Genomic DNA, 20,998 nt, shown 5'->3' with positions numbered 1-20,998 from the left:
GTAGGGTGTAGGGAACAGGGTAAAATAATTAACAATTGACCATTAACTTATGAAAATTGATTTTGAAAATCACAAAAGCATAGTGATTTACACGATTTCCTTTAATTCATGTTACTCTGGGAAAAAACTCGGAGCTAAAATTTGTCCGATTTCAAGGGGAAAAGATTTGGCAAATATCGTCTCAGGCAGATTGGTTTCTCGACCGGGCGTACAATTGCGGGATTTACTGATTTCGTCCTCCCCGCCCCCAAATTTCACTAATTTTTAGTCAATTTGAGGGCTGGGGAAACCGAAAAAAGTAATTATTTCACTTCATCCGCATTGATACCCGCCTGTTGCAACAGTTTTTTCAGGCGAGCAATTTCGACCTCTGCGGAATCGGCGCGTTGTTTTTCCTGTTGTCCCCGTTGCGCCAACTCAACAGTTGTCAGAAAGCGCTGACCATCAGGGTAATAAATGGCTAAGGTATCTGCTTCGAGGACAAAACGAATCCCCAATCGAGGGCTAGTCCAGTCTGATACATTTTCTAAAAATGTGAGATTTCCTTCTTGTCGCTGTAATCCGGTCAAATGATTGCGATCGGGGTCATAAATGTAATATTCCTCGACCCCATAGCGCTCGTAAAACTGCAACTTCTTGGTCATTTCCTTGAAGGTATTACCAGGGGATAAAATCTCAAAGACCACTTGGGGGGCGATATTTTCCTCAACCCATTGGCGATAAGACCCCCGGTCTCCTTTGGGGCGGCCAAAAACTACGAATACATCTGGGGCAACGCGAATGTCTGGTCGTCCCTCTACGGGATACCAAAGCAAATCTCCGGCTACAAATACTTCAGCATTTTGGGCAAATAAACATTCTAGATTTTCTTTGATTAAAACAATCCAGCGAAATTGTTGGGTATTGTCTGCCATTGGTTGTCCATCGCTATCGGGATAAATGATGTTACGGTCTAAAGAGAGTGTCATAGGCTTTATCTTCTCTGGGTTCTAGTTTGATTTTAGGCGATCGCATCCGTGGTGTCGGCGGATCTGGGATCTGGGAAGCTTTTGGGCGATCGCCCTAAAAGCTCATGGGATTTTTAATGATTCAAAAGCAACTGATTCTGTTTTTCTTTGCTACACTTGAGGAAAGAATAAAACCAAGGATGCCTTACGTGCATCTCAAATTTATTTAATGCAAATTTTCCGTAAATTGTAACTTTTACGGAAAATGGCAAACAGGGAAAATGTGATAGGATCCCAAATGGGTTTCCAAATCCAAGATCATCATCAAAGCAACAAGGTGCAGCTACTGATCGGTTCCCCTATAGCCAAAGCAAGGTAATTTAGCCTAGCAATTGGCTTATAGTGCTAGAAACTGGGTAAAATCAGCAACTCAAAGGAAGCGGCAATGAGTAACGACCTCGATCTGATCAAAAGTCTTAGCCCCAGCGCCATGGATCAGATCATGTTATACCTGGCATTCAGTGCCATGAGAACAAGCGGGCACCGTCACGGAGCATTTCTGGATGCGGCAGCCACCGCTGCTAAATGTGCAATTTATATGACCTACATGGAGCAGGGTCAAAACCTGCGGATGACAGGTCATCTGCATCATATTGAGCCTAAGCGGGTTAAAGCAATTGTCAAAGAAGTTCAGCAAGCCCTGACTGAAGGAAAACTGTTAAAAATGTTGGGTTCCCAAGAACCTCGCTATTTAATTCAGTTTCCTTATATCTGGCTAGAACGCTATCCTTGGCAACCGGGGATGGCCAGAATTCCGGGGAATAATCTAACCAGTGATGAAAAACGGTTGTTAGAGAAAAAACTTCCCCAATATCTGCCAGATGCTCAAGTGATTAACTCGTTCCAATTTATGGAACTGATTGAATATTTGCATAATCGCGCTCAAGAAGTGTTCCCACCGGAGCGACAAATGCCTCTGAGTGAAGCACTCGCAGAACATATCAAGCGCCGATTAATCTACTCCGGGACGGTGACTAAAATCGATTCACCTTGGGGAATGCCCTTTTTCGCCCTGAGTCGCTCGTCTTACTCCCCTCCGGACGATCAAGAGCGGACTTATGTAATGGTGGAAGATACTGCACGGTACTTTAGAATGATGAAGGACTGGGCAGAAAAACAACCCCAAGTGATGCGAGTGATCGAAGAACTCGATATTCCTCCAGAACGCCATGAACAAGCGATGGAAGAATTGGATGAAGTCATCCGCGCTTGGGCTGATAGATACCATAAACCCGGAGGAAAGCCGATGATCCTGCAAATGGTTTTTGGGGAAAAGGAAGACGATATATAAATGTAGGTATCTGGGAAGTTGATAAATGTGGACAAATAGAGATGAGCCTTTCCTCAATTCTATTTCTTAACTTCCCAGGCAAAATTAGCTTGACTTATACAAAAGTGTTGATCAGAGGAATCCTCAGATAAAGGGAACTCTGGCGGAATTACCCCAGTCTGTCTGTAGTGACTCATGCATAGGTATCTTGAATCAGAATACGGAAATTATCTATCCCTTGATGCATCCGGTGATTCGAGAAAATTTACTCAAAATTAAAAAAATTAAATGGGTCAGGTCTGTCAACAGCCACAAAAATTGGTGGACAAAAGTTTATCATTGAGAGGTGGCACTGCATCGGCAATCTTTCTTGTAGGTTTTACTGTTTCCCCAGAATTGACTCATTTTTGCGGAATCAGTCTGGCAATAACTGATGTCTCGATCAAGTGAAGCACCGGGAAAATCTCATCCCAGGGTTGAAAAAACTGACAAATTCCATGAATTTGATTCAAGTTATAGAACAGTCGTCATCAAAAATAGGTAAAAATAGGTAAAAATAGGTAAAATTATGAAAAAATTACTGCGCTGGGGCGCCATGTTTGGTTTCTTGACCAGTACATTAGTCGGGGCATCTTTTCTGGGTAATCTGCGGGCGATCGCTTTGCCGCAAGAACAGATTATCAAAAAGCTGATTCCGGTTCCAGTATTTACTATTACCAACTCACAAGGTTCACCGCTGTTAGCGTCGGTGAGTCAGGATAATAATACTACATCGGTTGCTGGAGTATTTATTAGCAAACAAGATGCGGATAATTTTGTTCAGCAGCTATTAAGTCAAAATAATCCGAATTTGAGTGATGTCCGGGTAACTCCTGTTTCCCTGGCGGAGATTTACCAAATGGAACAAGCAAGTGAAAATAATCCTGAAGAAGCCGTTGTATTTGACTATGTACCGACACAGACACAAGTTCAGTCAGCTTTACAAGTGCTTCAGAATAACGGTGAGTCTCCGGATAACTTTAGTGGAGTTCCTTTGTTTTTGGCCACAGGTGGTGCTGATAACGGTTATTTGACTATTCAACAAGGCAACAATCAAATTATTCCCTTGTTTTTCCAAAAAGAACAGTTGCAAACGATGTTAAATCGTTTAAGAGAACAACAGCCAGATTTGGCGGCTTCGGTGAAAATTCAAGTGGTCAATCTTGAGGGAGTGATTAATCTGTTGGAAACTAGCAACGCTCAGGAATTAAATCAGATTGTGTTAATTCCCCCCCAAGAATCTATAGATTATATTCGCTCTCTGCCAAATCAACAGCCAAACCAACAATCGAACTAATTAATCGAACTAATTAATCGAACTAATTAATCGAACTAATTTATCGAACTAATTTATCGAACTAATTTATCGAACTAATTTATCAAGGGCGATCGCGAGTGGTAATTGTATCTGGATTAGAACTGTGGCAGTGGTGTCAAGAGGCTCGTTCTCAGGCAGCGGAGTTTAATGTCCCCCTGCAAGAGATAGATTGGCTGCTGCAAACAGTGGCGGATTTGGAAAAGTTGGAGTTACGGTTGCAATCTTTTAAAACGCGATCGCAGATTCATATGCAAATCCCTCTGATCCAGTTAACTCAGCTTTGGCAACGACGACTTGAAGAACGTTTGCCGGTTCAGTATATCGCCGGGATCACCCCCTGGCGAAACTTTTTTTTGCAGGTCAGCAATGCGGTGCTGATTCCCCGTCCAGAAACCGAATGTTTAATCGACCTGGCGATCGCCGCTGCTCACGATCAGGTAGATCCCCGATCTATTTCAGAAATCCCAGAACAGTGGGCAGACTTGGGCACTGGCAGTGGGGCGATCGCCATTGGATTAGCGGAAGTATTGACAAATGCGACAATTTATGCAGTGGATATATCCGCAGCAGCATTGGCGATCGCCCAAAAAAATGCTCAAACTCTTGGGTGGTCAAACCGGATTCACTTCAATCAAGGCTCATGGTTTGAACCATTACAGGCACTTCGAGGTCAACTCAATGGCATTGTCAGCAATCCCCCCTATATTCCCAGTCAGATTGTTCCCCAACTGCAACCGGAAGTCGCCCACCATGAACCGCACCTAGCCCTAGATGGGGGTGCGGATGGACTAGATTGTATTCGCCATTTAATTAACCAAGCCCCAGACTATTTACAACCAGAGGGCATTTTGCTATTTGAAATGATGGCTGGTCAGGCCGCAGAAGTGAGACAATTATTAAACAGCCAAGGCAGCTATCAAAAAATTACCATTCACCGGGATCTCGCGGGCATAGAAAGATTTGCCTTGGCGTATCGAAAATAAATCAAAAAATCTAATTGAATTTTATCTATCTGGAGATTCAGCGCATCAAAACCCTCAATCCCTCTAATTTTCAATATAATTTTCAATATATAATTTTCAATTCGGTCATGCCTAATTCTCAAATGTTTGGCCAATGACTGATTCATAACGGCAAAAAGCCTATTATGATCAAACTGTAAATAAGAAATCGTTTCTGAATCACCGATTGATGAGTCAAGTTTCTCTAACCGAACTAATTACTCAGGCGAAATCTGGAAATCTTGTCAGCTTTCCTACAGATACAGTCCCCGCATTAGCAACCCTCCCGGATCAAGCAGAGTTAATTTTCGCAGCGAAACAGCGTCCGGCGGATAAACCACTGATCTTAATGGGGGCAAGTCCTGAAGACCTTTGGCCTTATGTCAGTGGTACGGCGGCAGAACGAGAGATTTGGCAGCAAACCGCCAAAACCTACTGGCCTGGATCCTTGACTTTGGTTTTACCGGCATCAGAGATCGCGCCAAAAGCCATGAACCCGATCGACCCCAGCACCTTGGGAATCAGAGTCCCTAACTGTGAACTAACTTGCCAAATTCTGGCGGCAACAGGCCCAATGGCGACCACAAGTGCCAATCGAAGCGGAGAACCGCCCCTAACGACGATGGCAGAAATTGCGGCAGCGTTCCCAGAAGTTTTTACTTTGAACGGGGATAAAAGAAAATCCGGATCGGGATTACCTTCGACGGTGGCTAAGTGGACTGGTGAGGGTTGGCAAATTTTGCGTCAAGGATCTGTGAATTTAACCCAGAATTTAACCCACCGCTCGGAAAATGATCTCTGAGTAGCGGAAAATTACATTGGCAATCTTAAACAAAGACGATGGATGGCAACATCCAAGCATCTTTATTCAATTAAATTAATCAGGATAAATCGATTATGGATTGGAGTAACTTGGTGAATCTGGCTGTGGGTCTGGGAGTCGGCTTTAGCTTGGGCTGGCTATTGGGTTCTCGGCGTTTACTCAACCCCAGGAAAGGACAAAAAATTATCGAGCCCTCAAACCCGTTTGCCTTCAGCCCCGTTTCAGAAGCCCAAGTTTCTCTGCCTGCCGTCGATCCATCACAAACTCAGTTAATTGCCGATCTGAAAGCACAGGTTAAACAATTGACGCTTGATTATTACATGGCCCAGCAAATGTGCCAGTTTAAAGCCGGGTTTTTGGCTAGGGTGACTCACGAGTTGCGATCGCCTTTGAATGGCTTGATTGGTACACATCAGCTAATTTTGTCGGATCTGTGCGATTCTCCAGAGGAAGAAAGGGAGTTTTTAGCTAATGCCAATATCTCTGCGGTCAAAATGATCGATATGCTCGATAAAATATTAGATGTTTCCCGAACTGAATCGGGGAAAAGTCCCATTAAACTGGAACCGTTGCAATTAGCCGAAGTTTTTGAGGAAGTCCGTTATCTCAGCGAGATGCAAGCGGCTAATCGGAATATTCCTCTAAAAATCGTCCTTCCAGACCCAAATATTTATGTCCTGGCCGATGAGCAATGGCTGACCCCTGTGCTGGTCAACCTGGTAGAAAGCGCCATTACTCCCGAAGAACTCGGTAGTATTTCGGTCTCAGCCCAAGTTGATCAATATTCGGAGCAAATTCATATTTGGATTGAAGCCCCTCGTCCCCATGAAAGTTGGACAGAGGCCTTAGATTTACTGACCAAAGAACTGAATCGAGGCAGCAAAGCGTCCAACTCTGGGGCGGCAAAAAAATCCCAGTTCAATATTTTAACTGAGGGGCAGCCGCCGAGGGAGTTTAATCCTCAAGACCCTTTAGAACTTAATCCTCATGTTTCTGCGGGTCTTAACTTAGTGATGACTTGTAGCATCCTGGATCTAATGCAGGGGCGGTTAGAAATTCTCGAAACCCCTGCGGATGCTGAAGATCCTAATCTCACCAGGATTCAATGCTCACTTCCCTTGGTGCCTCCACCGCCGGAATCGGATTAAACTCAGGCTGATTGTATAGAACCATTGTGGTGGTGGAATTTTCCTCAAATCCAATCCGCTCATAGAAACGCTGTTGATGGGTGGTCATTAAATATACCCGTTCTACTCGATTCATCAATGGGTGACTGAGGACTGTTTCCACGAGCTTTCGTCCCAAACCGACTCCTTGATATTCTGGGTGAATCACCACATCCCATATGGTGGCTCGGTAGACTCCATCGGAGGTAGCGCGGGCAAATCCAATTAGACGCTGGCGATCCCAGACGGTGACGACTGGGTTACTATGGGCGATCGCCACGGCTAAACCTTCTAATTCTCGTTTTTTTGCCCAAAAAGCTGTTATTTCAAATAAGGATTTCAGTTGATTCAGATCAACTGATGCGTGACCTTCGCGAAATTGGATGTGACTGCAATCCCTTCTCATCTTTTTAATGGTTGAACCTCAAGTGAATCAGAAAACTTACCACGTCAAACAATCGCTAAATTTTGATTTTTAGCTTCAAGCGCCCCTGTTTGACCGGATAATTAATTTAGCGTCGAATCGAGAAATCATTCAGAGAATGCTCTGAAGATTTCGGTGCTTAATATCAATGAATATCAGACTAAATGGCTCAATATTCTTTAGAGAAATAAAACTATACTTACCGGGTATTGTTGCCAGTAATATAGGCTAAACGTAGCTCTAAACAACTTTAATTTTGGGATCAAAATTATTTCTCCAGAAAACCAATGATCTGTTCTTAGGCTTACAGCTAGTTAATTGGTTACTCATTTTGGGTCTCAAAATTTTAGAACCAAATTGGATTTGTGGATTGTAACTGAATCAAGTGTTCGATTGATTGTATTATTTTATACCTTTATTAAGGTTATAACACATATGAATTGATTTTCAGAGATTTTTGTGTCTATGTTTTATAACACGGACAGGGTAGGGGAACTGCGATCGCCGACGAATGAGGCATCTTCGCCATCCCAGGATCATTGATATTTATTTTGACAGTGGGTGGAAAAAGACCAGGGCGGGTTTCTGGGAATAGAACCTCGCCCCCTGAAGGTGAATCCATTGGCAAACGGTCGCCAAAGCAAATATCCACCAGCCGTAAAATCTTAGCCATCATGGGCTAAAAATTAAGCTTTCATATTAAGCATTTTTTAACCATCGAGCCGCATCTTTGGCGTGATAGGTCAAAATTAAGTCGGCACCGGCTCGTTTAAAACTGGTTAAGGTTTCCATCACTACTTTCTCTTCGGAAATCCAGCCGTTGAGGGCAGCGGCTTTGACCATAGAATATTCCCCAGAGACGTTATAAGCCGCTACCGGCAAGTTGGTGGCTTGTTTGACCCGCCAGATAATATCCATGTAGGCTAAAGCTGGCTTGACCATGAGCATATCTGCCCCTTCAGCGATGTCCAGTTCAATTTCTTTGATGGCTTCTTGGCCATTCCCCGGATCCATTTGATAGGTACTGCGATCGCCAAATTGGGGCGCCCCATCGGCCGCATCCCGGAACGGCCCATAATAAGCAGAGGCATACTTGGCCGAATAGGCCAAAATGGGAATATTTTCATATCCGGCTTCATCTAAACCAGACCGAATCGCTTGCACAAACCCATCCATCATCCCTGAAGGGGCAATAATATCCGCCCCGGCTTTCACTTGAGACACGGCGGTTTTCTTTAGTAATTCTAAGGTGGGGTCATTCAGTACCCGTCCGGTCAAGTCACCCACTTGCAAATAGCCACAGTGACCATGACTGGTGTATTCACATAGACAAGTATCGGCAATCACAATCAGATCGGGTACGGCCTCTTTGACGGCAGTGGCAGCTTTTTGGACAATGCCGCAATCATGCCACGCGCCAGTTGCTTCCGTATCTTTGCTTTCGGGAATGCCAAATAGGATAATCGCCGGAATGCCTAAGTCATAGACTTGTTTCGCCTCTTCAACAATTTTGTCCACGGAAAGCTGATAAACTCCGGGCATGGATTTTACTTCGTTGGCGATCCCAATTCCCGGTACGGCAAACAGTGGGTAAATTAAATCATTGGTCGTCACGATATTTTCTCGAACCATCCGGCGTAACTGAGGATGACTACGCAGACGACGGGGGCGATGAGTTGGAAACATAGGAGTTAACGTAAGTTCAATAATCTTAAGTAAAACCAGTGTAAAACTTCTGGTTGACTTACTAATCATTAATTTGGTAACGATTCGTTACAAAGCCGCCGATCCGGAAAAATACTCTGGCCATAGGCCAAAAAAAGCACACCCGACCCGAGTGTGCTTTTTTCATAGATTTTTGCCTTGATTTCAAAAATATCTGGTGTTTAGGCCGTCTCTTGAGCCACGGGATAAACACTGATTTTTTTGCGGGATTTGGTTTTATGCTCAAAAGTCACGACACCATCAATTAAGGCAAACAGAGTATCATCTTTGCCCAGACCCACATTTGCTCCTGGGTGGAATTTAGTTCCCCGCTGACGGACTAAAATATTGCCAGCTTTAACGACTTGACCGCCGTAACGTTTTACTCCAAGGCGCTGGGCATTCGAGTCACGACCGTTACGAGTGCTACCTGTACCTTTCTTATGAGCCATTTTTTCCCTCTAATGTATGTGAATAATTCAGTGTAAACCTTGTAAACCGTTAATCCTGAATTGCGATCGGTTAACCTTCTATCCTTGATGGTTGGCAGTGAACGATTTCTCCTTCACGACCAACCATGAATAGGAATGGAAGATGTTTGCGCTCATATTTTGGCGCTCATATTTTGGCGCTCATATTTTCGCGCATACTCAATATTTTAGCTATCGCCTTGTTCTGTCTCTACATTGGCGGCGGCTAACACAGAACCATTGAGACTAATAGAAGTAATCATAACTCTGGTGAGTTCCTGCCGATGTCCCCGTTTTTTGCGAGTTTTCTTTTTCGGCTTCATTTTGTACACCAGCACTTTACGGCCACGCAGATGTTGCATGACCGTGGCTTCGATGGTAGCCCCTTCTACGAGGGGTTGGCCCACATGAATATTGTCTTCGTGCTTGACCAGTAAAACCCGGTCAATACTCATGGTGCCGTCAGCTTCTACCGGCAGCCGATTCACATCATAAAAGCGACCAGGCTCCACTCGGAGTTGTGTGCCGCTCATTTCGATAATTGCGTAAGTCATAGAATTGTTTGGATAGTTGCCGTACAGGTAGCTGTAGCTGGTTGCTCTATGAATGCTGGCGATGTTTCAGCGTTTTTTTCAACCTGATCCGAGCAAAAATAGACAGCCAATCTTTAATTATTACTTAGTGGTTGCTTTTGTGTCAAACACTAAGTATTTATGGGTCGGGGATTTGAGGATGGGAAGATTTTGGGTTTTTGATGACGCCAACATCATTGGTCAACATCATTGATCGACCATCCAAAAGCCAGATTAAGCTTGAGCGGTTGCGGCTTCGGCTTGATTCAAGGTTAATGGTTGTTTGATGGTCAGGTAACGAATCACATCTTCACTAATCCGCATGGTGCGTTCGAGCAGGGCGATCACTTTCCCTTCGGCGCGGTAATTCATTTGGATATAAATGCCTTCGCGATACTTGCCGATTTCGTAGGCCAAACGACGCTTCCCACGATGCTGAGTTTCGATAATTTCTGCACCACTTTCCCGCAAGAGGTTTTGATAGGTGGCGATCGCCAACTCAGTTTGCTCTTCTCCGAGGTCGGGTCGCAGGATGTACATGGTTTCGTACATGAAATTTTTCATCTTCCAATTCTCCTTTTGGACATTAAGACTTCTTTGGGTTTTGTGGCTTGGTTTGCCGCCCGTGGCAGGTCAGCCAAATGGATCGCCAACTATCACCACTGAAGAAGTAAGGTTTAACTTTGTTGGGGATTTGTGACCCCGGCCAAGATTTTTCTAGAAAAATCTCTCCAAATATACTATTGTATCGGATCTAAGGCGATAAGTCCAGCGTTACTTGATGAGTTTGCGAAAAAATCAGGATTTCCGCAAATTGTGAGGATTTAGGTTAACTCTGGGCCTGGTTCTGCCAGTAGCGATAGTCTGGGGTATGATCGCCGAAAACCTGTCCATCTGTGGCGATCGCTTGATTAAGTGGCAAGAGCGTGGAGCGAATGTGTGGCAAATTATTTCAGATTATTTCTAAATTCTGATGCCAAAATCGATATTTTTGACTAGGTTAAACCTTATGATTTTGCCAATGTCAGGGTGCGGTTGAACTTTTGCCTGTAAAAATCCAAAATTCTCAGACTGGAATTTAGCTAAGGGCTAGGCAATCATCAGAATCAGAATGTCCTACTAACCCTTGATTTTAATCCGACAAAACAAAAATCCACTATTATTCGAATTTTAACGTTATGGCACAGCGCTATGTCCGCATTCAAACCCCCGAGGGCAAGATTTACTACGGATTATTACAACTGAGCCGTGGGGTTCAGGTGTTGGATGCTCCACCTTGGCTGGGGGGTCAACCGAGCGACAAGTTTTTGGAACCGGACAATTACAAATTGCTGGCTCCGGTGACTCCCTCCAAAATTATCGCCGTGGGTAAAAATTATGGTAAACACGCGGCGGAAATGGGGACTCCTGTACCGGATGAACCGTTGCTGTTTATGAAACCACCCACCGCAGTGATTGCACATGGAGATGAGATTCGCTATCCGCCCCAGTCAGAAAGGGTCGATTATGAAGGGGAATTGGCTTTAGTGATTGGGGAGCGTTGTGTGGACTGCACCCCAGAAGCGGCTCAAGGAAAAATTTGGGGCTATACGATCGCCAATGATGTGACCGCTAGAGATTTACAGCAAAGAGATGGACAATGGACTAGAGCCAAAAGTTTTGATACTTTCTGTCCCCTTGGCCCTTGGATTGTCCGTGAACTGAGTCCGGGGGGACGTTTGCAAACCTTTCTGAATGACCGGGAGCAACCAGTGCAATCGTCTCTGATTGATGACATGGTGTTTCCCCCTGATGTCCTGGTTGCTTACATTTCTCAGGTGATGACTTTGTTACCGGGAGATGTGATTTTGACCGGGACTCCAGAAGGGATCGGCCCGATGCAAGTTGGCGATCGCGTCCGTGTCGAAATCGAAGGGATCGGCAGCTTGGAAAATATCGTCACCCTTAGACAATCAAAACAATAATTATTAGACAGACAAAAGTAGGGTAGGCTTTTAGGCAAGCCCACCCTAATACCGATCTAATCATTTGCGGTTGATTAAATCGTCCGAATTGATTTCTCCCGATCGCGTGAGGAGAAACCAGACTGATTAACGCACCTGCATCTTGACCGCATCAGAAATGGCGGGAATTTCCGCATAAATTCCTCTGGCAGACTGAACCACTGCATAGACTACTGCGGCAATAATTCCCAAGAAAACAGTGTTGTAAAAAGTTTCCACTACCAACTCAACGGGGATAGCTGTTTGCACAAGCTGTAATACTAGACGACATAAAATTAATACGATGTCTAATAAGATTGCTTGCATGGTGTTGAACCGAATGAAATGACTGATATTGTCGTTTCTCACCACTCCGAATAAAAGCGCAAAGAAAATAATCAGTCCAGCAAAGGGGAAAGAGTTATAAATCTGGAGCAGTGGTAGCAGCGGCAGAAACAGCAGTTGTAATGGGGGAATTTGCTTGAATAAGAAAACGCCAAAGACAATGCCATCTAATAGGGGCAGCAGATAGAGCAGGCTGGCGTAAAATCGCTCTAAACCAGGGGCGGTGTCCCGTCCATTCATCGGAAATCTCCTGTTTTTTAGGGTTAAACGGTTAATTTGACTAATTATTTTAGGATAGCGTATTCAAGGCATTCAATTGTTTTCTGGGGGGAGCAAACCGGCGATCGCTTCCTTGATTTTGTCGTTTGTGATGCCACGATATATTTCCACGATATATTCAATGAATTTAGCACAAATTCGGTTTATTGCGTAGAGAGAAATAAGCCAAAGGCCATAATTGATCCGCCAATGGCATAATAAAATATACTCGCGCCGCGATCGCCAAACCACCTTCTCACTTGGTGTACTTGTTCACTATTCCAGAAAGCATCTATTTTTAAATAAGTGCCAATAATCATTAATAAACTAAGCAGATAACACAGTGGACACATCGTTTTTCCTCCATATAATCATATTTGAAAATAGAATTTTCGATCTATCAATCAAAACTTAACGAATTTGCGTATAAGTTGCCTCGGAAACAACGGGTATTTCAGCATAATTTCCTCTAATTGTTTCGACTATAGAATACACAATTGATCCGAAGAATCCCAAGAAAATGGTGGTAGAAATGATATCAATCAATAAATTTGAATTAAAACTACCATCGGGAATGACTGCCAGGGGAAAGCCTAGCAGTCTCAATGTCCACTGGCATAAGCTGAGAAAAATTGATAATAAGAGCGACTGCATCGTATTGTAGCGGATAAAATGCTTAATTTTGTAGTTTCTCACTACCAATAAAAATAAAGCAAAGAAAAGAATTAACTCTCCATAAGGAATAGTGCCTACAATATTAAAATATAAAAAAAGCAAAGGGAAAAAAGGAATCAGCAAAGTCATTAATACCGGGAAAGTGGCGAATAAATAAGAGCCAAAACCTAAAACATTAACTAAGGGTAAAATATAGGGCAAGCAAGCCAATAGGCGATCGCCGATGGTGGTGGAACCGCGCCAAGTCATTTTCGGATCTCCTGGGTGCGTGGATCAAGAATTGTTGGCTCGAATTGGTCGAACCTATCATTCAGGATAACTTACTGAGCATCGAATTGCCGATCAGCCAGTGAGAACAGTGGCGCCAATCAGGATCGGTACAGAGATCGATGTGGATGGGTGAAACATTGGTAAACCAGTGATGACCAAGCAAAATCAACCCTGAATCAGTCGTGAATCAGTCCTGAATCAGTGGTCTTGTCAAGACATAATCATCAGAAGGGATGATTTATGGGGTTGGATATGGTATTTTAAGCTGAAGATTCAGTGAAATTATTCAATCGAGAATCGATTAAAATCTTAGCGATCGGGTTTTGGTGGGCAATGCCCACCCTACGTCAACGGTTGATGCGTAATTCCTATTAATCAATATTGGTGACGCGAAAACCCATCTCACATTCATATTGGGTTGGTTTGCCCTCGGCAAAGTTTCTCACTGCATGACCACAGCTAAGTTGTCCATGTCGCCAGCGAGGTTGACCTGTGCGATCGGCAAGTAAGCAGTTTTGACAAATGGCTTGCGGACTTAGGATCTGATCGTCCATCACAATGACCAGCATTGCACACCTCCAGTTGATCCCTTATGACCATACATATATTTTAGGTCAAACCCCAGGGAATATCGGGCAATTTGAAACATAGCTTAATTTAATTGAAACCCAGGATGTCGTATCTTTTGCTTCATTTTGGCTTCCTCTTGCCGCAAGCGTCCTTTTGATTTGTCATCATGCCGATTTTGCCTAGATTCTGGGCTTAAATTGCTTACGGGGACAAGCCCTCGATCATTTTCCGGATTGGTTGGGTAACAGCCTCTACCCAACCGTAAAACTACAAATACTTGCGTTGGGTTTCGTGCCTCAACCCAACCTACTACAATAATTAATTTCTAGATGAGGAATGATTCGGTGACTCAGACTAACTTAGATTTCCTAGCCACTACAGATCCCGCTGTTGCCGGTTTGATTCAGCAAGAACTGCACCGCCAACAAACTCACTTGGAACTAATTGCCAGTGAAAATTTTACTTCTCCAGCAGTGATGGCCGCCCAAGGGTCAGTCTTAACCAATAAGTATGCTGAAGGCTTGCCGAAAAAACGCTATTACGGCGGTTGCGAGCATATCGACCAAATTGAGCAGTTAGCCATTGACCGGGCAAAGCAGCTATTTGGCGCGGCATGGGCAAACGTGCAGCCCCACTCTGGCGCCCAGGCCAATTTTGCCGTGTTTTTGGCGCTGTTGGAACCCGGTGACACGATTATGGGGATGGATCTGTCCCACGGCGGTCATTTAACCCACGGTTCGCCGGTGAATGTATCCGGTAAGTGGTTTAAGGTTCAGCAGTACGGGGTGTCCCCAGAGACAGAACAGTTGGATTTTGACCTGATTTTGGCTCTTGCCAAGGAACATAAGCCTAAATTAATTATTTGCGGCTATTCTGCTTATCCTCGGATCATTGATTTTGCCAAGTTCCGCCAAGTGGCGGATGAGGTGGGGGCTTATCTGTTGGCAGATATGGCTCATATCGCCGGTTTGGTGGCTACAGGTCATCACCCCAACCCGGTGCCCCATTGTCATGTGGTGACGACAACGACCCACAAAACCTTGCGCGGCCCTCGTGGTGGTTTAATCCTCAGTAATGATGTGGAATTGGGTAAAAAATTGGATAAGGCGGTTTTCCCAGGCAGTCAAGGCGGTCCTTTAGAGCACGTGATTGCCGCTAAAGCGGTGGCATTTGGGGAAGCCTTGAAACCGGAATTTAAAATTTATTCCGGTCAGGTGATTGCGAATGCCCGGGCATTGGCGAATCAATTGAGCGATCGCGGCTTGAAGATGGTGTCCGGTGGTACGGATAATCATGTGATGCTGGTGGATTTACGCAGTATTGGCATGACCGGGAAACAAGCGGATAAATTATTGGGCGAGGTGAATATTACCGCCAATAAGAATACGGTGCCGTTTGACCCAGAATCCCCGTTTGTCACCAGTGGTCTGCGCTTGGGTTCTCCCGCTGTCACCAGTCGCGGCATGGGACCCGAAGAATTTAAGGAGATTGCCAATATTATTGCCGATCGCCTGCAAAATCCCGAAAATGGATCCGTGGCCGCCGATTGTCGTCGTCGGGTGAGTGCCTTGTGCGATCGCTTCCCCTTGTATCCTCATCTGAAAATTCCTGTGGGGGCTTTAGCATAGGTGTAGGGTGCCGTTCCGTGCAGTAACGCACCAGTGATTTGGCTGTACTAATTTGGCTGTAAAGATATCTCAGCCGCTGGCCACAATGAGGGGTGCTTCTTTGGTGCGTTACGGCGCGGAAAAATAGTTATCGGTTGGATGATTTTTAGGCTAAAGGCAGCGCCTAACACACCCTACCTCTGGGGCAATGGGGGCAATGGGGGGCAGTGGGCAATTTTTTCTTTTATCGGTTGACTTCAAGTCAAAGGTTCATCTCCAGCCACCTAACGCTCCCACCCACAAACAACAAACACCAAATAAGAAGTAGCACATAACAAATAGCAAACAATACATAATACATAACAGATAAAATTTAAAAAATAAATTTAAGTTTATTTGCGGAGTATTGTCTAAAATATAGTAATTGTAGGTAAACGTTAAAATAAGACGTTTGACATTTGCACCCTAACTACTTTTGATATGCCTTACCAGCTTTACCACCTGGTTGCCTTTTTAGTTTCTTCTCTGGTTGTCCTCGGGACAACCCCAATTGTTAAAAAAATTGGTCTCAAAAGTGGAAGGTTCGACCTTCCTGGAGGCCGTAAGTTGCACAGTAAACCAATGGTGCGCCTTGGCGGAGTTTCCATATTTTTGGGCAGCTTATCGGCGCTATTAATCGTTTGGTGGCTTGGTGGCTTCGGGGTCTTACCTCCAGAAAAAGACTATGAAATTTGGGGAGTAACCATCGGGGGGTTACTATTTTTCCTAATTGGTTTAGCCGATGACTTATTTGGGTTATCGGCTTTTATGCGTTTGTTCTTACAAACCATTGTCGCTGGGGCTGCTTGGCAAGTTGGGGTTCAAATTGCCTTTATTACCATTCCTTATGTAGGCTTGGTGAATTTACCAGACTGGATTAGTTTTCCCATCACGATTTTGTGGTTAGTTGGTTTAACCAATGCGATTAACTGGATTGATGGGTTAGATGGTTTGGCCGCTGGCGTTTGTAGCATTGCGGCAATGGTGATGATGATCGTCAGCCTATCCATGCATCAACCGGCAGCGGCGTTAATTGCGGCGGCGTTGGCCGGTGCGACCCTAGCATTTTTACGCTATAACTTCAATCCAGCGCAAATTTTTATGGGGGATGGCGGTTCTTATTATCTGGGCTTTACCTTAGCTGGGGTCGGAGTGATTGGGTTGGTGAAAACTACGGCTGTGACCGCAGTGATTTTGCCTTATCTGATTTTGGCCGTGCCAATTTTAGATATGTCTGCGGTGATTGTTGACCGCTTACGCAATGGCAAATCACCCTTTGTGGCCGATAAACGTCATTTGCACCACCGCTTACTGGACGCGGGGTTGTCTCACCGATTAACGGTGTTGTTTATTTACTCCTTAACTCTTTGGGTGGGCAGTTTGGCGATCGCCGTTGCCGGAGTTCCCACGGGGATGGGGTTCGCCCTAGGGGCTACGGGAATCCTCAGCTATACCACCTGGAAAGCAAGTCAGCAGTCTCGATGATATTTAGAACTTTAAAGATCAAATCCCTAAAAGATGTCAAGCTAGATATCCAGAATTACCCCAAAATTCTGGATACTTTCTTTTTGTTAAATAGATCAACTCACTGACCCATCAGCGAAAGTGAGCGGTTAATTGTATTTTGACGAAACCATCCCGGAAATTTAGGGAGCGGTTTTTTTATGATTTTTTTGATGATTTTTTGATGATTTTTTTGATAATTTTTTTGATGATTCTCGTTCCCCTGCTGGAGGCTGGCCACGAGTTTTTTTAATAACTTGGCTAACTAGGGGCAAGGGGGTGAAGGTTGTGCAGGGTGACAGCAAATACCCAGGGCTGGGCAACCACCGCGCCTTGGAATTGCCCCTACGGACAGCGATCGCGTTACGGAGCAATATCGCGAAGACCCATCAGTCTCTACAGTTCTTTGGGGCAATTTTTCTTTGAAAAAATAAATTCCTGCGGATTTATCCTGAAGTTCCCGGCAGACTTTTGAATGCTTAAGATAAAATATGAACAAAGGAAAGGGGATCATCTAACGGAAAAATTATCAGCTAACCGACATCTGGAGATCCCCGCATTTTCCTCAAAGCCTGGTATCTACTATATTTTCCAATCAAGTAAATCGTTTTTTCCATTAAAAAATCAGACGATAACTGTCTAAAAAATTCTGAGTTTAACGGCTCAGGGTTAAAGGGATGACCGTTCATCTATTCTAATTTCAGGGTGTTTCTATGTGTGATATTTCTCGCAAAATTAATCTTCGATTATTTGGCGTAGCTGGCCTGATAGAAACCCATGAAGAAGCAAAAAGAACCAAAAAATATCAACCCTTTCAAGTCCTTGTTATGCTTAGGACTTAGTTTGGGTTTGGCGGCAATTTGGGCTGGGGCAGTCACGGCTCAAACCTCATTAAATCAAGCATCTCCAGCGTCAGTAAATGCTAATTCAGACTCCACCTTGGCCGGGTCTGAACAACTACTTCCTTTTGATGAAGTCATTAAAAATACGGAAAAATTAGAGGGTTTATTCAATCTATATAGAAAGAAAGATTTTTCAGCAATTTACTTAGAAGTTAAGCCAGAGCAACTTAATCAAAATTTTCTCTGTATTATCACCTTAAATTCAGGAATTGGCCAAGCGCCTCTGTTAAGAGGAATGCCGTTGCAAGATATCATGTTTTATTTCCAACAAGTCCAAAATAAAGTCAATTTTGTGGTCAGAAATGTGAACTTTAGGACGGAAGTGGGCGACCCCTTGCAGCGATCGCTGGATAGTTCTTTTAGTGACTCGGTGCTGTACTCCCTGCCGATTAAAAGTATTCATCCCACGCGACAAACCCTGTTAATTAGCCTGAATGACTTGCTAATGACAGAAAAGGATCTGAGTCAACTGAGTGATTATTTGCCGATTTTATTAGATCCTAGCTATAAAAAAGATAACAATCAGTCTTATTTTGGGGAAACCAAAGCTTTTCCTTTAAACGTAGAAATTGAGTCGGTTTATGGCTTTAAAAGTGATAATCCTTTAGTTTCAATTCCTAGTCTGCCGGATAGCCGGGGCTTTACCCTACAAGTGCGTTATAGTTTTTCAGAAATGCCGATGAACAATGGCTATCGTCCTCGGTTAGCGGATGAACGAGTGGGCTATTTTGTCACCGCTTATCGGGATTTTTCGGAAAAGAGAAAAGAACCCTTTGTCCGATATATTAACCGCTGGCATTTGGAAAAACAAGACCCGAATGCCCCCTTATCTCCGCCGAAAGAACCGATTGTTTTCTGGATCGAAAATACGGTGCCTCTGGAATATCGGGATGCCATTCGGGAAGGGGTTTTAATGTGGAATAAAGCTTTTGAAGCAGCCGGTTTTATTGATGCGATCGCTGTCAAACAAATGCCGGACGATGCCACCTGGGATCCCGCCGATGTGCGCTACAACACGATTCGCTGGTCGAGTTCATTTCAACCTTGGTTTTTGGGTTTAGGCCCATCACGAGTCAACCCCATGACAGGACAAATTTTAGATGCGGATATCATCTTGGATGCCAATGTAATTAGAATTATGAAAGGAGAATATCGCAACTATATCGGAACTCCCAGCAGCCAACAGCAGGGAATCAACAATTTGGCCAATTTATCCAACTGTATGGGGCAAGAATTTTCTGATATTTTACAGGATTTTTCCCCCGGTCAAGCCATATTTAAAAATGGGTCAAATGTTGGGGGATTGTTTTCTCAATTGCGGGATAAACATGACCTCTGTTATGGTATGGAAGCCGCCCAAAATTTCGCGATCGCGGCCATGTCTTTGTCAATGGTGAATAATGTATTGCCCAGCAGTCAGGAAATGGAAGAGTTTATTCATCAATATTTGCGATTTCTCACCGCCCATGAAGTCGGACATACCCTGGGATTGCGCCATAATTTTCATGCCAGTACGATGTTAACCCCGGAAGAGTTACACGATCGCACTATTACCCAGGAAAAAGGTTTGGCATCATCAGTGATGGACTATTTGCCAGTGAATTTAGCCCCCCCTGGGATTGCACAGGGTGACTATTTTTCTCAAGTGGTTGGGCCTTACGATCAATGGGCGATTACTTATGGCTATCAACCGACAGATGCCTTTTCCCCAGACGCCGAATGGCGTGTAATAGAACAAATTGCCCAGCGATCTTCGGTGGAACCAGAGTTAGCTTATTCTACGGATGAGGATGCCTTTGATATTCTCGATCCATTCGCCAATGCCTTTGATTTAAGCAGCGATATGTTGCAATATTCCCAATGGCAGTTGGAAAATGCCCGCACTTTATGGGAACGGTTGGATCGCCGCTACTTAGTCAGTGGGGATAGTTATAGTGAAGTGCGCGATCGCTTTGATAGTCTTTATTTTTACTATCTTCGTCAGGTGAGAAATATTACCCTCTATGTGGGTGGGCAGTCTTTTCAACGGATCCGACCAGGAAGCGTTCATCGTCGGTTGCCCTTTGAACCCATTCCCGTGGAACAACAACGAGAAGCCCTGCAACTGATTCAGTCTTATGTTTTTGATGAAAATGCCTTTCAGTTTTCCCCAGAACTGCTGAATAAATTAGCCCCGGAACGCTGGGCGCACTGGGGGACTCGAACCCTAGTCTTTCCCTTGGATTATCCCATCGGCGATCGCATTCTCTACCTGCAACAAGTTGCCCTCAGTTCCCTGCTATCCCCCCCCCGTCTCATGCGTCTGCGTGACCTGGAACTGAAAACTTCAGGGACTGAGTCTTTGACCATTCCCGAATTGTTTGATACCCTCAAGCAAGGAATTTGGACCGAAGTGCTCGGGTCTAGCAACCAATTAACCCAAATTTCCACCATCCGGCGATCGTTGCAACGGGAACATTTAAATCTTTTAGGGGCGATGGTCTTGCGGCAAACCCGAGTCCCCGAAGATGCCCGCACCTTAGCTTGGTACAATTTGCATCAGCTAGAGAAAGCCCTAGAAAGCACCCTGAAAAAGCGCAAAAATGATTTGGACTTGGCAACGGTGGCTCATTTACAAGAAACTCGTACACGCATTAGCCAAATCTTAAATGCCCAGTTGCAATCTAACTAAGGGCTGTAAGGCTGTAGGGCTGTAGGGGCGAAGCATTCCCGTAGAAGTATTCGGAATAAACCGATAACATAGATGCGGGAATGCTTCGCCCTTACTTTGCCAGAGCATAGAAATATTCGGAATAAACCGATAACATAGATGCGGGAATGCTTCGCCCTTACTTTGCCAGAGCATAGAAATATTCGGAATAAACCGATAACATAGATGCGGGAATGCTTCGCCCTTACTTTGCCAGAGCATAGAAATATTCGGAATAAACCGATAACATAGATGCGGGAATGCGTTCATCCCTTACTTTGCCAGAGCGTAGAAGTATTCGGAATAAACCGATAACATAGATGCGGGAATGCGTTCATCCCTTACTTTGCCATAGCATAGAAAT

20 protein-coding genes are annotated in these 20,998 nt (G+C 44.4%); 9 read left to right on the top strand and 11 right to left on the bottom strand.

Going from position 1 to position 20,998, the window contains the following annotated elements; translation table 11 throughout:
• Positions 1-302: 302 nt before the first annotated feature.
• Complete coding sequence (locus ABWT76_RS17595; protein WP_190878836.1) at positions 303-968, bottom strand: Uma2 family endonuclease; 666 nt, start codon at positions 966-968, stop codon at positions 303-305.
• Between the two features lie 424 nt (positions 969-1,392).
• Here ABWT76_RS17595 and hetR point away from each other — a divergent pair, with 424 nt between their 5' ends.
• The 5 genes from hetR to ABWT76_RS17570 all read left to right on the top strand — a co-directional run bounded on the left by hetR (position 1,393) and on the right by ABWT76_RS17570 (position 6,606).
• Entirely contained in the window at positions 1,393-2,298 is a 906-nt protein-coding gene (gene hetR / locus ABWT76_RS17590; RefSeq protein WP_054466188.1) for a heterocyst differentiation master regulator HetR, read from the top strand.
• Between the two features lie 547 nt (positions 2,299-2,845).
• Positions 2,846-3,613 carry a Tic22 family protein gene (locus ABWT76_RS17585; protein ID WP_054466189.1) on the top strand — a complete coding sequence of 256 codons (768 nt, stop codon included), beginning with the start codon at positions 2,846-2,848 and terminating at the stop codon, positions 3,611-3,613.
• Between the two features lie 98 nt (positions 3,614-3,711).
• Positions 3,712-4,617: a peptide chain release factor N(5)-glutamine methyltransferase gene (gene prmC / locus ABWT76_RS17580; RefSeq protein ID WP_354634684.1), complete on the top strand. Its 906-nt coding sequence runs from the start codon at positions 3,712-3,714 to the stop codon at positions 4,615-4,617.
• A gap of 208 nt (positions 4,618-4,825) precedes the next feature.
• Positions 4,826-5,437, top strand: a complete 612-nt coding sequence (locus ABWT76_RS17575; protein ID WP_054466191.1) for an L-threonylcarbamoyladenylate synthase — start codon at positions 4,826-4,828, stop codon at positions 5,435-5,437.
• A 95-nt stretch (positions 5,438-5,532) separates the two neighbouring features.
• Positions 5,533-6,606 (top strand): sensor histidine kinase KdpD, encoded by a 1,074-nt coding sequence (locus tag ABWT76_RS17570; protein ID WP_054466192.1) that lies wholly within the window; start codon positions 5,533-5,535, stop codon positions 6,604-6,606.
• On the opposite strand, the gene ABWT76_RS17565 is transcribed toward ABWT76_RS17570, so the two are convergent.
• The 5 genes from ABWT76_RS17565 to rpsF form a co-directional block, all read right to left on the bottom strand.
• Positions 6,551-7,039 (bottom strand): GNAT family N-acetyltransferase, encoded by a 489-nt coding sequence (locus tag ABWT76_RS17565; protein ID WP_369817713.1) that lies wholly within the window; start codon positions 7,037-7,039, stop codon positions 6,551-6,553. The genes ABWT76_RS17570 and ABWT76_RS17565 overlap by 56 nt on opposite strands.
• 708 nt (positions 7,040-7,747) lie before the next feature.
• A complete protein-coding gene (gene hemB, locus ABWT76_RS17560) occupies positions 7,748-8,734 on the bottom strand; it encodes a porphobilinogen synthase (RefSeq protein ID WP_054466194.1) in 987 nt (328 codons plus the stop codon).
• 200 nt (positions 8,735-8,934) lie between these two features.
• Positions 8,935-9,204 carry a 50S ribosomal protein L27 gene (gene rpmA, locus ABWT76_RS17555; protein ID WP_054466195.1) on the bottom strand — a complete coding sequence of 90 codons (270 nt, stop codon included), beginning with the start codon at positions 9,202-9,204 and terminating at the stop codon, positions 8,935-8,937.
• Positions 9,205-9,410: 206 nt separating this feature from the next.
• Positions 9,411-9,776: a 50S ribosomal protein L21 gene (gene rplU / locus ABWT76_RS17550; protein ID WP_054466196.1), complete on the bottom strand. Its 366-nt coding sequence runs from the start codon at positions 9,774-9,776 to the stop codon at positions 9,411-9,413.
• A gap of 252 nt (positions 9,777-10,028) precedes the next feature.
• The gene (gene rpsF, locus ABWT76_RS17545) at positions 10,029-10,358 is read right to left on the bottom strand and encodes a 30S ribosomal protein S6 (protein WP_054466197.1); all 330 of its coding nucleotides are present in this window, start codon (positions 10,356-10,358) and stop codon (positions 10,029-10,031) included.
• Positions 10,359-10,972: 614 nt separating this feature from the next.
• Here rpsF and ABWT76_RS17540 point away from each other — a divergent pair.
• Complete coding sequence (locus ABWT76_RS17540; RefSeq protein ID WP_190878839.1) at positions 10,973-11,758, top strand: fumarylacetoacetate hydrolase family protein; 786 nt, start codon at positions 10,973-10,975, stop codon at positions 11,756-11,758.
• A 126-nt stretch (positions 11,759-11,884) separates the two neighbouring features.
• Here the strand turns inward: ABWT76_RS17540 and ABWT76_RS17535 are convergent, their stop codons facing one another.
• The 4 genes from ABWT76_RS17535 to ABWT76_RS17520 all read right to left on the bottom strand — a co-directional run bounded on the left by ABWT76_RS17535 (position 11,885) and on the right by ABWT76_RS17520 (position 13,893).
• Entirely contained in the window at positions 11,885-12,361 is a 477-nt protein-coding gene (locus ABWT76_RS17535; protein WP_054466199.1) for a Tic20 family protein, read from the bottom strand.
• Positions 12,362-12,543: 182 nt separating this feature from the next.
• Positions 12,544-12,732, bottom strand: coding sequence for a hypothetical protein (locus tag ABWT76_RS17530; RefSeq protein WP_054466200.1), 189 nt, complete (start codon positions 12,730-12,732; stop codon positions 12,544-12,546).
• Between the two features lie 58 nt (positions 12,733-12,790).
• On the bottom strand, positions 12,791-13,303 hold the full coding sequence (locus tag ABWT76_RS17525; protein ID WP_354634683.1) for a Tic20 family protein: 513 nt from the start codon (positions 13,301-13,303) through the stop codon (positions 12,791-12,793).
• Positions 13,304-13,695: 392 nt separating this feature from the next.
• Positions 13,696-13,893: a hypothetical protein gene (locus tag ABWT76_RS17520; RefSeq protein WP_054466202.1), complete on the bottom strand. Its 198-nt coding sequence runs from the start codon at positions 13,891-13,893 to the stop codon at positions 13,696-13,698.
• A gap of 345 nt (positions 13,894-14,238) precedes the next feature.
• Between ABWT76_RS17520 and glyA the strand changes: the two genes are divergently transcribed.
• From glyA to ABWT76_RS17505, 3 genes are all read left to right on the top strand, one after another.
• Positions 14,239-15,522, top strand: coding sequence for a serine hydroxymethyltransferase (gene glyA / locus ABWT76_RS17515; protein WP_354634682.1), 1,284 nt, complete (start codon positions 14,239-14,241; stop codon positions 15,520-15,522).
• A gap of 459 nt (positions 15,523-15,981) precedes the next feature.
• Positions 15,982-17,025 carry a glycosyltransferase family 4 protein gene (locus tag ABWT76_RS17510; protein WP_054466203.1) on the top strand — a complete coding sequence of 348 codons (1,044 nt, stop codon included), beginning with the start codon at positions 15,982-15,984 and terminating at the stop codon, positions 17,023-17,025.
• A 795-nt stretch (positions 17,026-17,820) separates the two neighbouring features.
• Positions 17,821-20,616 carry a zinc-dependent metalloprotease gene (locus ABWT76_RS17505; RefSeq protein ID WP_190878843.1) on the top strand — a complete coding sequence of 932 codons (2,796 nt, stop codon included), beginning with the start codon at positions 17,821-17,823 and terminating at the stop codon, positions 20,614-20,616.
• Here the strand turns inward: ABWT76_RS17505 and ABWT76_RS17500 are convergent.
• Positions 20,590-20,904, bottom strand: a complete 315-nt coding sequence (locus ABWT76_RS17500) for a hypothetical protein (protein WP_354634681.1) — start codon at positions 20,902-20,904, stop codon at positions 20,590-20,592. The genes ABWT76_RS17505 and ABWT76_RS17500 overlap by 27 nt on opposite strands.
• Positions 20,905-20,998: the final 94 nt, after the last annotated feature.

The sequence above is a fragment of the Planktothricoides raciborskii GIHE-MW2 genome (genome assembly GCF_040564635.1).
Taxonomy (GTDB): domain Bacteria; phylum Cyanobacteriota; class Cyanobacteriia; order Cyanobacteriales; family Laspinemataceae; genus Planktothricoides; species Planktothricoides raciborskii.
This window is presented reverse-complemented; position numbering and strand designations above follow the sequence as displayed.